We start from the raw sequence: 17,341 nt of genomic DNA, 5'->3' as shown, positions 1-17,341 counted from the left end.
CAGTGCGCATTTCATTACGAGGTCAACTTATGGACCTCATCTAAGTACTCAGGAGGTGTGCTCGGAGGAGACCATCCAATAGCAATTCCCCCATAAGTTGGTGGGTGACTATTGGCCAAGTCTCGCATCATGTGTCTCCAGTAGTCATCACGAGGAATCCGCAATGCTCGAGCGATTCGCCTGGTCCCCTCGCAGAGAATCGTCGGACAGCGAACCATCTTTTAGAGCTCGTCGTCAGCGGGCCGCTCGCTCGCAACGGCGACGGTTCGCCTTTGAATTGCTGGAGCTGCGGCGCGTGTTGGCCAGCATTACTTGGGATGGTGGCGCTGGCACGTTCAACTGGAATGACGCCGACAATTGGAGCACCAACACGATTCCTGGTGCTGCGGATACGGCCATTATTCCCGATCTGCCCAATTCGCCGACGATCACTTATTCGACCGGCACACGTTCTGTAGGAGCTATTGATACTGCGGAAGCCATCAATGTCACCGGTGGATCGCTGAGCGTCGGCGGCAATACGTCGGGCAGTGGCAGCCTCACAGTTAACGGTGGTGCGTTGACGCGAGCCGGAACAAATTGGGTCAACAGCACCTCGCTTTCGCTCGTCTCAGGCACTCTCAATTTAGGCGGTAGTTTCGTACAGGCCAGTTTGGGTAACTTCACGCGCATCGGCGGCACGGTCAATCTAGTGGGTACGCTCACTGGCAATCTCACGCTAGATGCAGCCACCGGTCCTTGGCTCCTGGGTGGCAACGGTACGTTGAAAGATAGTCAGTTCGTTTCAGATACCCTGGTTACCATCAGTGGTGCGTTCAACTTTGACAATGTCACCATTGCCAGTGGTACAGAAGTCCAACTAGTCGCCGGTAGCAGTGCACTGGTTGTGCGCAATGGCCTGACGATTGATGGCAGTTTACTTGTCGGCTCCGCCTCTGCCTTTGGAACTGTTCAATTGGCCAATACCCAGTTGATCGGAGGCAGTGGCGCGATTGTGTTCGGCGCTAGCATCAGCAATGGGATGAGCGGAGTCTCGCCTGCGCCCACCGTAACGTTTGGACCCAACCTTACACTTCGTGGTCAGAACATCGCCCTGGGATCAACTAACTATATCTTTCAAGGACTCGTGCAACCCGATGTTGCCGGAGGCACCTTTCGAGTCACTCCCACCTCGCCTTCGGTACGTATTGCGGGACGCGTGGAACCGCTGGGTGGATCCACGTTTACTGTCAACTCAGCCACACTGATCAATGACGGCCAGGTTGTGGTCTCTGCCACCAACACGGCCAGGCTCGAGCCTTCAGGCTCCTTTGTTAACAACAGTTCTATCACCGCTAGTGGTGGAGCGCTAACGGTTGGTGGTCTACTCAATAATCTTGGAACCATTAGCGTTACGAGCACGACTGTCAGCCTGGCTGGCTCCATGACACAGTTTGCGTTGGGATCTGCTACACCCAGTGCCGGGCAAGGAACATTCTTGCGGAGCGGAGGAACCGTTACGATCGTGGGTATTTTCAGCGGTGACCTGACGCTGGATGCAGCCACCGGAGCGTGGCTCTTGGGTGGCAATGGTACGCTGAAAGATAGCCAGTTCGTTTCAGATACCCTGGTTACCATCAGTGGTGCGTTCAACTTTGACAATGTCACCATTGCCAGTGGTACAGAAGTCCAACTAGTCGCCGGTAGCAGTGCACTGGTTGTGCGCAATGGCCTGACGATTGATGGCAGTTTACTTGTCGGCTCCGCCTCTGCCTTTGGTACTGTTCAATTGGCCAATACCCAGTTGATCGGAGGCAGTGGCGCGATTGTTTTCGGCGCTAGCGGCAGCAATGGGATGGGCGGGGTCTCTCCTGCGCCCACGGTAACGTTTGGACCCAACCTTACACTTCGTGGCCAGAATATCGCCCTGGGATCAACCAACTATATTTTTCAAGGACTCGTGCAACCCGATGTCGCTGGAGGCACCTTTCGAGTCACTCCCACCTCGCCTTCGGTACGTATTGCGGGACGCGTGGAACCGCTCGCTGGCTCCACCTTCTTGGTCAACTCAGCCACGCTGATCAATGACGGCCAGGTTGTGGTCTCTGGCACCAACACGGCCAGGCTCGAGCCTTCAGGCTCCTTTGTTAACAACAGTTCTATCACCGCTAGTGGTGGAGCGCTAACGGTCGGCGGTCTACTCAATAATCTTGGAACCATTAGCGTTACGAGCACGACTGTCAGCCTGGCTGGCTCCATGACACAGTTTGCACTGGGATCAGCTACACCCAGTGCCGGGCAAGGAACATTCTTGCGCAGCGGTGGAACCGTTACGATCGTGGGTATTTTCAGCGGTGACCTGACACTGGATGCAGCCACCGGAGCGTGGCTCTTGGGTAGCAATGGTACGCTAAAAGATAGCCAGTTCGTTTCAAATGCCCTGGTTACCATCAGTGGTGCGTTCAACTTTGACAATGTCACCATTGCCAGTGGTACAGAAGTCCAACTAGTCGCCGGTAGCAGTGCACTTGTTGTGCGCAATGGCCTGACGATTGATGGCAGTTTACTTGTCGGCTCCGCCTCTGCTGTGGGTACAGTTCAATTGGCCAATACCCAGTTGATTGGAGGCAGTGGCGCGATTGTATTCGGCGCTAGCGGCAGCAATGGGATGAGCGGGGTCTCGCCTGCGCCCACGGTAACGTTTGGACCCAACCTTACACTTCGTGGCCAGAATATCGCCCTGGGATCAACTAACTACATTTTTCAAGGCCTCGTGCAACCCGATGTCGCCGGAGGCACCTTTCGAGTCACTCCCACCTCGCCTTCGGTACGAATTGCGGGACGCGTGGAACCGCTCGCTGGTTCCACGTTTACTGTCAACTCAGCTACGCTGATCAATGACGGCCAGGTTGTGGTCTCTGGCACCAACACGGCCAGGCTCGAGCCTTCAGGCTCCTTTGTCAACAACGGTTCTACCACCGCTACTGGTGGAGCGCTAACAGTTGGTGGTCTACTCAATAATCTTGGAACCATTAGCGTTACGAGCACGACTGTCAGCCTGGCTGGCTCCATGACACAGTTTGCGTTGGGATCTGCTACACCCAGTGCAGGACAAGGCACATTCTTGCGGAGCGGTGGAACCGTTACGATCGTGGGTATTTTCAGCGGTGACCTGACGCTGGATGCAGCCACCGGTCCTTGGCTCTTTGGTGGTAGTGGCACACTGAGAAACAGTCGACTGGTATCGAGTACGCCATTTGTTGGCAGTGGCTTTTTCACCTTTGACAATGTCACTATAGCCAGTGGTACCGACGTCCAGTTTGCCGTTGGTAGTAGTGCACTAACGGTGAGCAATGGTCTGACCATCGATGGCAGGCTGCTAGTAGGAGTATCGACGACGGCTGGTTCCGTACAGTTCGCCAACACTCAAGTTATCGGGGGCAGTGGCGCTATAGTATTTGGAGCCAACACATCCAATCAGATGAGCGTCACCACAGGTGCACCCACGGTAACCTTTGGTCTCAACCTTACGCTTCGTGGCCAGAATATCGCCCTGGGATCAGCCAACTATATCTTTCAAGGACTCGTGCAACCGGACGTCTCTCCTGCTCTATTCGACCTGAGAACCACAGCACCCTCGGTAACACTCACGGGACGCATGATCGCTGGTGATGGCGCAACTATCTCTATTGCCTCAGCGAGCTTCACCAACAATGGCAGCTTGGAAGTCGATTCTGGCGGACGCATCGACGTCAAGCCGACGACGTTTACTAACTTTACCAGTCTCACCAGTGACAGCAACACATTTACGACAGCCCTTGCCGGGGGTGCTTACAAGGTTAGTGGCAGCGGCGTATTGCGGCTGTATCCCAGTACGTCCAGTTCGTCGCTCTTTCGAATTAAGCAACTAGCTGCTGTCGTAAGCTTGACTGGAACTGCGGCCCAGTTAATTGGCTCGACTGGCAGCTACGTCTACGATGCAATGCGAGAGCTAAGCCGTATTGAATCGACGGGCAGCTTGTCCGTCCTCGGCGGCAAGAACTTTGAACCCTTCGGCAGTTTTACGCAAAGCGGCACTGTGCTGGTCGATGCCTCCAGTCGCTTCGGCTTACAAGCTGGCCCTTTAACCACCAGTGGCCTTATCAGCAGCTATGCAGGCGAGAACAATGCCTCCGATAGCACTGGCACAAACCCTGGAACGCTCGTTGGCGGAACAAGCTTCACGACTGGTCTTTCGGGCAGCGCATTTGATTTCGATGGCGTCAACGACTACGTGTCGATCAGCGATTCGGCTGCACTGCATCCGGTCAGTACGACACTCGAAGGTTGGTTTCGTTTCAGTTCGACACCCGCCGGCACGGATACACTATTCAGCAAACTACAAACAGTCGCGCCTGCCTCGTCGTTCAAAGTCTCCACTCAAGCAAGTTCCGGTTTGATTCAGTACAGCATGGGCGGATCGATCGGAGCGATTGCGATGACCTCTGAGGTGGGCGTGTGGCATCACGTGGCCCTGACCTTCGATGTGACTGCGCACCTGGCTACGCTATACGTTGACGGCCTGGCGAAAGCATCTGTCGCGGCTGCGTCATTGGGCTACGGTAACTTTCCACTCTTGATTGGGGCCGAACAGACCTCTGCTACGACCATTACCAATTTTTTCTCGGGTGCCATCGATGAGTTCCACATCTACGATCGCGCGCTATCGGCGACGGAAGTTCGGAATCAATATTCGCAGTATGCGGCGACTCGATTAGACCAAGCCAGCGGTACAACACGCGTCGATGGCAATCTGACCGGTTCACCCGAAATCCTTGTCAGCGGTGGTAGGCTGCAAGGAACTGGTTCCATCCCTGCCAATGTAAATCAAATCGGTGGCCAACTAGCCCCGGGCAATTCACCGGGCTGTCTGACGATCAACGGCAACTACAACCTCGCTTCTGGCGGTGCCCTGGAAGTGGAAGTGGAAGGCGTACTGGTTTGCACCCAGTATGATCAATTGCGGGTCAATGGGACGGTTACCTTGGCTGGGACGCTGGATGTTGTGCTAACCATGGCCAATCATCCGCAGGTTGGAACTGAGTTTACGATTATCGAGAACGATGGCACTGAGAGCGTCATCGGCCAGTTCGCGGGATTGCCAGAGCGACAAGTCTTTGCGCTCAATACTTCGGAGATCTTTCAGATCACCTATCGCGGTGGCAGTGGTAACGATGTGGTGCTCGAGTATCTGGGTGAGGGAGCCATCGTTACCACTACTGCCGTCTCAGGTACTGGTTCGTTGGCCGATGCCTTAGTTGACGCGGGAGATATCGGTGGAAATATCATCGCTTTTGGTATTCCTGCCGAGCAAGCTGTCAACGGCGTCTACACCTTTGACTACAGTTCATCGGTCTTGCCCTCGATCGACAATAGCCATTTGATCGATGCTACCACCCAGCGCGAGTACGTGGATCACCCGGTGATCGAGATGATCAGTGACAGGGGCGATGGTTTTCAGATTAATGCTAATGACGTATCGATTCGCGGCTTATCGATGACTGGTTGGCTTGCTGCGTTTGACGTATTTGGCAGTTCAGTTTCTCTGACCGGCAACTACATTGGTCTGAAACCCGATGGCACTGTACCTGCTGTGCCGACCATCCAAGGGATTGTCCTGCGTGAGACATCGACTGGCGCGACCATCGGTGGTTCGGACGCCTCGGACCGTAACGTCATTTCCGGCAATCAACTATACGGCATTCGAATCAGGAACTCGATCGGCAACACCATCACGGGTAATTTCATCGGTACCGATCCGACCGGTCGCCTGGCTCGCCCCAATGTCGAGGCGGGCATCCAAAGTGAAATCGTAGGCAACCCTGCGGGTAACGTTATTGGTGGTGATTCATCTGGCTTGGGCAATCTGATCAGCGGCAACCTCGGTCCAGGTATTCTGTTTGAGGGTGCTCTCAACCACACCATCGCCGGCAATTTCATCGGCACCGATGTCGACGGCTTGCTCGCCCTACCCAACCAAGTCGGGATCAAACTGCAAAACGACAGCCGCGAGACGCTGATCGGTGGTCTGGTCAGCGAAGCTCGCAATATTATTTCTGGCAACCTCAACGGTGGCATCGAACTCGATAACTCGCATGAAAATACGATCCAAGGCAATATCATCGGCTTGGATCGCAACGGTGATCAAATTGTTGCCAACGGTACTGGCATCGTTATCACTCAAGCCTCGAGCCTCAATTTGATTGGTGGCGATACCAGCGGCGCGCGCAACATCGTTAGTGGAAACTTTCACTACGAAATGCTCATTTCTGGTGGTTCTGTTAGAAACGGTGTCCGCGGCAATTACTTGGGTACCAATTTCGATGGCACACTTGTGCGCAGTCAAGCCGATGAAGTCATCAACATTGCGGACGCTTCGAACGAGAATGTAATAGGCCCCGTTCGCAATTTGATCGTAGGTTCGTCGACAACTACCTCAGGTATCACGATCGTTGGATCAGACTTAAACGCGGTTGACAACAATTGGCTGGGATTAAACGCCGATGGCACCGCTCCATTGGGCTACTTCGGTAATGCAATTGCCCTGTCCGATGCGGATGAAAATGCGATTGGTATTGTGGGCGATGCACTCTCCAACGTGATCGTACAGTATGCGGGCAGTGGAATCCTCGTGTCTGACAATTCGCAAGACAACTCAATTGTCAACAATTTTGTGGGTGTGGGTCCAGATGGTCAGACTGCCATGTTCAGCCAGTCCCACGAGAATCAAGGAATAGGCGTTATTAACGCCGTGGGCACGACAATCGGCGGAGACTTCGATAGCAATGGACGTCCATCAGGAAACTTAATCAGTGGCAACACGGTGGGTATCTTGGTGGCTAGTTCGACAGACACCAAGATCGAAGTCAATCGCATTGGTACAAACGCCGACGGGACTGCCTCCCTGGGTAACCAGGTTGGCATCGATATTGTCGACTCGATTGATACCGCGGTGGGCTTCATCAGCGACTTCAATACCAACATTATCAGCGGTAACCAAGTCGGAACGCAAGTTCGAGGTTCTAGTGTCAACACCAACATAATTAATAACGGCATCGGTACCGATGTGTTGGGTGGCGTTTCGGCAGGGCTAGGCAATGCGATCTATGGCGTGGAGATCCAGTCCGGCATCGGCACGTTGGTGCAAGACAACACTATCGTTCGCAGTGGCTCACCTGGCGCGAGCACAACCAACGACGGTGTCTTGATTTGGGGTGGTGATGCGATCCTGAGTCGCAACTTGATTCATCACAATCTTGGTCTATCCATCTCTGTTGCATCACCCCCGGGTGTTATCACGCTCACACAAGCCCGTGTCGATGGTTTTGCGCTTGGGACGATTACCAGTGCCACACCCAACACTGCGTTCACCATCGAGTTCTTCGCCGCCAGTGTTGCGGGCCAAGCCGAACAATTCATTGGCACCAGCGCCGTAGTCACGGATGCGGATGGTAACGCCGACTTCGAAGTCGGTGGCTTAGGTGACTTGCCGCCTGCCAAGTTCCTTACAGCCACCATCACCGGGCCGCGACTGGAAGGCGATGACGTTCAAGTTACCTCGGAACTTGCGCAAGGCATTGTTCCAACTTCCGCCATTATTCGTGGCTTGCCAACCCGCGGGCCAGAGGGTCGTCCCATCAGCCTCAAAGCCTTCGCAGTGGGTAGTACGGTTTCTGGCTACGCCGTTACTGGCTACAGCTGGGATGTTCGCAAGGATGGTCAACTATACGCCACTGGCAACGAAGCCGGTATTCAGTTCGCCCCCGACGACGAAGGCACCTATGTCGTCACATTAACATTGACTCAAACTAATGCCCTTGGGGACGAGCAAAAAGTCATTCTGGGTCCGCATACGATTACCATCGAAAACGTCGCGCCAACTCCGCAATACGAAATCAATCCATCGGGCGCTCGGACAGGTCAGCCGATTACGTTCAAAAGCGATAGCAGCGATCCAGGACAACTCGATATTGTCAGTCACGCCTGGGAGGTTCGCTTCGGTTCACTCACTGGGCCGATTGTCTTCTCGCAAGCCATGAGCGCCGATCCGGCGGCTTCGCAAGCGAGCTTCACACCGACCAGCGGAGGCATCTATTTCGTCACACTGCAAGTCGATGATAGCGACGGTGGTCCAACTGGCGTGCGCAGTTTAACACGTCAATTCGAAGTCCTCGGATTGGCTCAGGCCGTCGAGATCATTGCGCCTACTACAGGTGGCGAAGGTCAAAGTGTGCGGGCTCGCGCGCCGGAAAGCGAACTCCGCCGCGCAGAGCAACTGAACTTTAACTGGCAGGTTGAGAAACGTACCGCCGCCGGTGTGATCGTCCAAGCCAACTATCCATTTACCCAGCCGTCGCGCGGTGTACTCGAGTTCATCCCGAACGACGATGGGATCTACCGCATTTATCTATCGATCAGCGAAGTCGGTGGCAGCGGAGCCAGCGTGATTGCTCCAACCGTCGACGTCACCGTCTCCAACACTAGTCCGATCGTGTCGATCATCACGCCGTCCACCAGCGGCGAAGTCGGCGTGCCAGTCAACCTGATCGCGGCCATTACCGAACCACGCACGATTGATACCTTCACGACCACTTGGAGCATCCAGCGCAATGGTCGCGATGAGCCAGGCCTGGGAACCGTGGGAGTTCCTGATACCAATTTCTCGTTTACGCCGCTGCGAGGCGGTGTTTATACGATCACGGCCATCGCCACCGACGATGACTTCAGTTCGACTACCGGTGTCGGTCGCGGTACGGCACGTCAGGTCATCGTCGTTCCAGAAACGGAATTCAGCCTGGCCATCGTTGGTCCCAGTGGCACAGTGACAGAAGGAGTCAGTGCTTCATTCACGGCCAGTCTCAGCGGTGGCCCGCCCGCCAGTTATGCTTGGAGCTTGCGCGATGCTAACGGCAGATTGCTGTCGGCCTACTCTCAGTCGGGTACCGGCAACTCGATACCTGCGTTTGACTTTGCTCCGCCTCAAGGCGAACGATTCTTGATTGAATTGGAAGTTACGCTGACCGATACCCGCTCGGCTCGTGCCACGTATGTACTGTCCGGAGTCGTGGGCTTGGCGCCTACAATTCAAGCCTTGACGGTTATCTCACCACCCAGCACCGTGGTGATCGCCGAAGGCATGCCGGTGACCGTGCGGGCTTCTGCCACCGATCCAGGGGAAACTTACGGCTTAAGTTATCACTGGCAGTTAGCGCGACCGGGAGGTAGCTTCGTGGATGTCGCTGGAGTTACCAGCAGTCCCACAGATGTCACCTTCACACCTGGCGATGAAGGCACCTACACAGTGCGTGTCTTCGTTACCGACTCCCAAGGTCTCACGACGCAGAGTGAGCTGGCCATTGCGATAATCAACGCGGCTCCGAGTGTGCGACTGGAAGTTGCCAGTGCAGTCGGCTCAACGGTCACTTTTCGCGCCGCAGCTGTGGATCCGGGCAGCGATGATCAACCGGGATTGACCTATGCTTGGAGCGTCAATGGTGGTGCGTTCACTACCACAGCCACCAACGAATTTACAACCACGCTCGCCGGCCCAACGAAAATTGTCGCCCGTGTAACCGACGATACTACCAACACGCTGGCAAGCTATTACTTACTGGTTGGTAGTGCGGGTAACGATGTGGTGGTGCTGACTGCTGCGCAGAATGCGGATGCCATCTCTGCCGGCGCTAGTGTGCTTGGCTATCTCGGTCTGGATGGTGATGACCAGGTTACCGCCACCGGTGCTATTACTTTGCCGCTTGTTATCTGGGGTAACGATGGCCACGATACACTCGACACCTCCGCCGTGAACGTGGCAACCGAGTTAGATGGTGGTGCGGGAAACGATCAGCTGACCAGCGGCAATGGTCTGGACATCTTACGAGCTGGTACGGGCACGAATGTGTTGGTTGGCGGCAACGGTCGCAATCGGTTCATTGGTGGTGGCAACGACACCATGACCGGTGGCGTGGATGATGACACCTACGAAGTACACTTTAGCACGGTAGTCATCCATGATGTGGGCGGCGGCAACGATACAGTTGATCTGACCGCTGCACCCGCTGGGGTGACACTCGACTTCAGTTCAACCAGCGGTACGCCGCAGAGTGTCTTTCCCACCAGCACACCAGGCGATGCCTATCACAACAGCACGCTGGCCCTGAATGGTTCCTTCCAGAAACTGGTGGGCAGTCCACTAGGTGACGTGCTGTCTGCCAGCTCAACCAGCTCGGTCAATATTGAAATCCAAGGCGGCGCAGGCAACGATCAACTGTCCGGCGCGGGCGCTGGGGTAATCCTTGATGGCGGCATCGGCGACGACACGCTGGTTCTGCAAAGTACCACGGGCAATTTTCTGGGCGGCGAGGGTAACGATACGATCCTCGGTTCGCTCAGCACCACTGCCACTACGACCATCGATGGTGGCGACGGTGATGATGTAGTTCAAGTTACAGGACCTTCCAGCGGCGCGAAGGCTCCGGTGTTGATTCTGGGATCCGAGGGCCATAACCAGGTTACTGCCAGCAACATTACCGGCAAGATCTTTGCTGATTCGGGCAGTGCCAGTACTGGCCAAAGTGCCTTCGGCGCGATTCGTACAGGTAGCTCAACGCTATCCGCCACGGTTAATGGTTCGCTGGATGTCGATATCTTTGGCAGTCAACGCGGCGGCAGCACAATTCAAGTCAGCTCCAGTCAAGACGTCAGTATCTTTGGTAGTGGTGACGATCAAATCGATCTGACGGAAGTAACGCATGGTACGATCGATGGCGGGCTGTTTGGTGCCATCAATAGTTCGGGAACGCTGGTCGCCACGGTCAACAACTCTTTGGACGTCGATATCTTTGGTGCACGGTCTAGCAACTCCAATACAATTACGACCGTCAATGGTTCTATAGACGTAGGGATCTTTGGCGCGGCCCGCCAGAACACGATCGTGGTGACATCCAGTTTGGATGTCGATATCTTTGGCGTCAGCGAAGGTTCTGTCACGCTCGGCAGTAGTACAACAGCCCAACTTGAGCGGATTACGCTGCACATTTCGGACTTCGGCGCAGTCTCGACTTCGCCATCACTGGCCGTCAACGTTACCAATTCGCTGGATGTCGATATCTTCGGCAGTCAATCTAACTCCGCGGCCAATCTATCGCTGACGGTCACTACTTCATTGGACGTTGACATCTTCGGCAGTAGCGCGCGCAACGTCAGCCTGCAGGTCAGCTCCAGTCAAGATGTGGGTATCTTCGGCGTAGTCGACGGATCCATCATCCTCGGACCAGCCGACGCCAGCACGCTTGGTCAAGGCGTCGAACAAGTCGTCATTGAAGCATCTAGCTTTGGTGCCAATACGCAAGCGCTTAGCCTGCAAGTGACCAATTCGCTCGACGTCGATATTTTTGGCAGTCGTACCAGTAGCGGAGCGACGCTAGATGCAACGGTTAACAATTCGCAAGATGTGGGCATCTTTGGCTCACTGCGTTCCGGCGGCACCTTGCAAGTAAACTCCAGCCAAGATGTGGGCATCTTTGCCCAGTCCAGCGATGCAGTCCATTTCAACGCCGTCTCGCACGGCACGATTTTCACGGAAGTCTTCGGCGCCATTTCGGTGTCTACTCCGTTAATGTTGACGGTGATCAACAGCAGCTTGGATGTTGGAATTTTCGGGGCCACCAATCGCAACTCGAACATCACGGTCACAGGTAGCTTGGATGTCGATATCTTTGGCGGTACGGCGGTCACAATCGATGGCTCGATAACACGTGTGGGCGATCGCGTGGTTATCGACAGTTCGCAATCGATCACCATAGCCGCGGGCATCTTTGGTGCCACACCTTCCGGCAATGCTTCGATCATGAACCTCACGGTTCAAAATAACAGCCTGGACGTGGACATCTTCGGCAGCCAGCGTGGTCCAAGCCAAATCACGGTGATCTCTTCTCTGGATGTCGACATCTTTGGTGGCTATGGCGATGTTGTCGAAGTTCAAAATGCTCAGCGAGTAAGAATCGAGGGCGGTGTATTCGGAACTCCTCGCGAGGGTATCAATGGGCTCACGCTATCTGTGCAAGGCAACAGCCAAGATGTGGGAATCTATGGTAGTTCGGTGGTCGATAGCGTAACACTGACCGGTGGTACTCGCATTCTGGCCAACCTGCGCGATGGCGATGACCAGTTAAGCATCGACATGGTCAACGATTTCGCCGCAATCACGGATAGTGGAGATGATCGCGTACTAATTCAAGGTGGCCACGACATTCTGGTTTACACCGCCACCGGCCAAGATCAAATTACTGTCGCCGGTGGTACCAACGTGCGCGTCATCGGTGCCGAGGATAACGACGAGTTCTTGGTGCGCGCTGGCAGCACGGTCGATGTCGACGGCGGTAATGGAGCCGACACCATTGTCGTCATCGGCGGCAACGACCTGGCGATTCGCACCGATGCTGGTGATGATGTCCTGCGACTGTTCCGAGCCGACGGTGCCTACGTGGCTGGCGGAGATGGTAATGAAGATTTTCAACTGTACGGTAGTACGGGAACAGCCATTGCCGCAGGGAGCAATTACTTCGTGCTGGATGGCCAGGCTGGGGAAGATACACTTTCCGTGGGACCTCTGCTGACCAACACAGCTCGTAACGAAAAAGGCACCGCCGATCCACTCAATGGTATACCGACCTGGATGATTCTGCCTGGTTTCATCGTATCGCCGCTGCGCACACGTTTGCCTTCGTCGATCGTGCTGCTGGGTGGCACGGGCGATGACACGCTGACTTTAGAAGGCAATCAGCGTTTGTTTGGACTAGGCGGAGATGGCAATGACACGGTCATGTTGCTCGCAGGCCATCGCAGTGGACTCTCTGGCGGTGCCGGCGATGATTTTGTCTCCATCGCAGGTGGTGGACTAGAGAACCTGGCCTTTGGTGACGAGGGTGATGACACAATAGAAGTCTTGGACAGCCTGCGAGCTACAGCCTTTGGTGAAGAAGGTGATGATACACTGATCGCTACCTCAGCTGTGCAAGCGAGCCTGCGAGGTGGATTGGGCCGTGATACGCTCCAAGCTACCGATAGTACTTTGGCGATCCTGCTGGGCGAAGTCGGAAACGATACGCTGCAAATCGTCAGCGGTCGTGAAAACCTGGCGGCCGGTGGCTCAGGCAGTGACGATCTCCGCATCGATAACGGCTCGCTGGGCATTCTGCTAGGTGAAGCAGGCAATGATACTCTAACTTTCAACGGTGGCTCAGGTAGTATTCTATCGGGTGGCGACGGTGATGATACGCTCGTCGCTAATGCACGTGACGGAGACCTGTATGGCGATGATGGCGATGACCATTACGACATTCGTCCGCTGAGCGTTGCACCTGAAGTAGCAGAACTTCGATTGCATGAATTGCAGTTCATCGATCGACAGACGATCGAATCTGAATCGCGCGGCTCCGACACGCTCGACCTTTCGCACTTCGCTATCTCTGCCACGTTAAACCTGGGACTCGTAGGCATCACTCAGACCGTCATCAGCAACCAACTAGGTTTGTTCTTGCGGGGTGCCTTCGAAAACATCATCGGCACCAGTGCCGCTGACATGTTAACCGGCACCGATCAGTCCAATGTCATCGATGGCGGCGCAGGTGATGATCAGATCTTTGCTCTGGGCGGCGATGATACATTGACCCCCGGGCCAGGCAATGACAATGTGGCAGGTGGCAGCGGCGATGATCACTATCTGTTGGTCACTGCTGAGGGTGGCTTGGGCAGTGATACTCTGTACGAAGATATCAATGGGGGTACCGATTGGCTCGACTTCCACGGCCTGACTACCGGTGGATTGGGGACACTGAACTTGAATTTGAATTCGCCCCAAGCGCTAGCCGCAGGCACTCTGTCGCTCAGCCTGCATAGAAGCAGTCTCGATCCTGCAGTCGGCCAGTTCGAAGATGTCACCGGGACGATGGGCCCGGACACCCTGATCGGCAATGCGCTCGACAGTCGTTTCGAAGGATTGTCCGGCGACGATAACATCACCGGTGGTGCAGGCAGCGACATCTATGTGTTCGGTGAAGGCCAGCTGGATCACGACACAGTCACAGAACTGCCGACCGATGCTGGACGCGATACGCTGGACTTCACTGCGTTTGGCGCACCACTGACCCTGGACATCGCCTCGACGTTGACTCAGCAACTTGGTCCCATGCAACTGACGCTCTCGTCGGGCGCGAGTATCGAGAACATTGTGGGTACTGGCTTTGATGATGTGCTGCTGGGTAATGAGTTGCCCAATTCGATCTACGGAGCGGCTGGGGCAGATCGCTTGGAAGGTCGAGCCGGCGATGATCTGCTGGTTGCAGACTTGCCCGCAGTGGTATTGCTCGATTTCGATTCGGCTTTCAGTGCGACGCGTGGCGACTACAACTACACGGCTACTGAGCGCGACGAGATTGAAGCACGCATGAGCCTCGACTACGCAGCCTTCGGTTGGACGATTACGCAGAGCGAATCGCAAGCTCGTGCCGCCGTGGCGGATTCGGGACGATCGATGGTGCGACTCGTTTTCAGTGAAGGCCGTGGCGGCGGTGTCAGTGGAGATGCCGGCGAAGTCGACTTTCGCAATCTCAATCGACGCATCGTCAGCCAGGTCAACATCAATCCACTGAAGGATGTGGTCCGCGAAATTTTGGGACCCGATGTTACATCAGCTCAATTCTCGGCTGGCATCGTAGCTCTTACTGCCACCATCGCGTCTCACGAACTAGCGCATACAGCCGGTGTACGTCACGGGGACGCGTTTGGACCGATTGGGACAGGCCTATTCAGCGGAGCTGATCTCAGTCGCATTTTTCCGCAGTACACAGGGCCACTGGATGCGATCGAAACACCTCGGCATATCATCGCCAGCCCAGCCTCGGTGGGAACCACGATAGCCGATGCGATGAACGAAACGTTCTTTGGTGCGCGCGAAGCGATTAAGCTGGCCTTTGACGATATCGGCCATACGCAGCTCGAGTTAGCTACGGCCCGCGATGCTCATAACACCCTGGCGACCGCAGAAGAGCTTGGCATGCTCACGCCCCTCTACGTACCGAATCTAGCACCAGAGACTGGCTTCACATTCTCAGGCAAGTCGTTCGATGTATCGGCCATGGCGGTGGTGGGTCAGCTCGCACATGACAATAGTGCGGGGACTACCGAAACTGACTACTACAAGTTCACCGGTCGACAGGGCGAAGTAATCAATATCGAACTGCTGGCCAACAGCATCCGGCCACTGCGCGGTACTGGCTTTGATGGCAGATTGCAGATCTTCACTGTCAGTGGCATTCTGATCGCTGAGAATGACGATGACTTCGAAGGCACATTGGATGCGACGTTGGTCGATGTCACGTTGCCAGCCGATGGTGACTACTATGTAGCTGTATCGTTGTCCCCTCAGCCAGCGACGAGCGAACTGGGCGGTCGATATGAACTATTCCTCTCGCGATTCCAAGTACTTGCCGCAGGTCAGTCGCAACCTGCGGTACCAGGTGACGTACTGATCGGCGGACCTGGAGCAGACAGGCTGCGCGGTGGCGCGGCCGATGATCTCTTCCAGGCAACAGACTCAGTCATTGGCGATCTGGCGGATGAGATTCTCGGAGGCGCAGGCAATGATACGCTCGATCTGCGCGGGCTGGACTACACTTATTCACTGCCTGTTGGGCATTCGGTCGAGAACATCATCAATGCCAATATCGCCCCAAGTGCAAGCTTGATTGGTGTACCGACGGTGTCCTTGGATGAAGGCAGCGAGTTCACCATCTCGCTCACGGCGGCGACCGATCCCTCCGCCTCGGATACTTCCACTGGGTTCCGATATGGGTTCATCCTGCGACGCAGTGATGGCACCGTCGTCAGTGGAACATTGCCCACGACCTACTTAGGGGCTAATACATCCAGCTCGATGACCTTCACCTTGCCCGATAACGGAACCTATGAAGTCACGGCCCGCATCCTCGACCAGCAAAATGGTATACGTGATTACACCGCACAAGTATCGGCCACTAACGTTCCGCCCAGCGGTACGCTCAGTGGACCTGCGGTTGCCAACCAAGGTATTCCAACTCTCTACACAGTCGCAGCGGGTGATGCATCGATGATCGATCGAGACTCGCTCCGGTACTCTTTTGCCGGTAGCTTGTCGGAGCTAGCCAGTTCGTACGCGACGGCTAGTTCATCCAGTTCCGGAACGATCAGCTTTGCGGCAACGGGTGATCAAATTGCGTATGCGCGAGTCTTTGACAAAGACGGAGGCGTGTTGACGCTGCAGCAGGCCGTCAGCGTTTCCAACCTGGTAACGGTGTCCATTAATGGTCCCACAGTTGCCGCTGTTGGACAGCCGTTGCGGTTTGATGTTAGCGGTGCAGGCTTACCCCTCGATGCCCAGTTTGTGATCGACTGGGGCGACGGCAGTTCCACTACTCGGCCAATTGTGCTGGGTTCCATTACGGTCCCTGTGAGCTACCTTACGACCAGTCCCACCTCAGGCTTTGCGATCCAGGCTTTAGCCCGCTCGTCCAGTGGCGATTCTCTGGCGCAGATCTCGCATATGATCGTGGTCACTTCGTTACTTGTCGTGAATGAGAATGGTCAAAACGTGCTGTACGGTGGAGCCACGGCTGGTCCCGATGTGATTTCCGTCAGGCAGATAGATTCGACCAGCATGGCCATCAAACTTGCGGCAACTGGCCCTGACAGCGTTTATCCTATCGGCAGTGCGATGGATGCTGTGGATCGAATCGTGCTGTATGGACTGGCGGGCAATGACACGATTGATATTGCGGCTGATTTGAACGTGCCGGCTGAACTCTATGGCGGCGCAGGCAATGACGTGCTGCGTGGCGGAGCGGCCAGTGATATTCTGATCGGTGGCGCGGGCAATGATCAACTGATTGGAAACTCGGGAGCGGATCTGATGATCGGCGGTGCCGGCCGCGATTCGTTGCAGAGTTTGGGAGATGGCGACCTGATGATTTCAGGTTCCAGCGTTTATGACGAAGATCATGCCGCCTTGGTCATCTTGAGTAATTATTGGTCGAGCAATGCCAGCGATGTGTCGCTGGGTTGGTATCAGACCCGAGTAACCACGCTGCGGTCCACTGGCGTCGAAGGCGTGCAACTCAGCAACACCAATCTTGTCGATGACAATGTGCTGGATACGCTTTCTGGCGAAGTTAACGCCGGCGGCAATCCTAATCGAAAACTCAACTGGTACATTCAAAACACGAGTGGCCCGGGCGTGAAAGACTCACTGCAACGCAATTTAGTCGATGAAGTTATCACGGATTTATAG

At 55.2% G+C, this 17,341-nt stretch carries 1 protein-coding gene; it reads left to right on the top strand.

Translation table 11 applies throughout. The features are described 5' to 3' along the window. Positions 1-163 precede the first annotated feature (163 nt). The gene (locus SH573x_RS30830) at positions 164-17,341 is read left to right on the top strand and encodes a LamG-like jellyroll fold domain-containing protein (RefSeq protein ID WP_479352082.1); all 17,178 of its coding nucleotides are present in this window, start codon (positions 164-166) and stop codon (positions 17,339-17,341) included.

The sequence above is a fragment of the Rania fehmarnensis genome, assembly GCF_056494185.1.
This window is presented reverse-complemented; position numbering and strand designations above follow the sequence as displayed.

Excerpts from the sequence above, each read along its gene's own strand:
- SH573x_RS30830 (WP_479352082.1), top strand. The coding sequence starts at position 164 with ATGCTCGAGCGATTCGCCTGGTCCCCTCGCAGAGAATCGTCGGACAGC.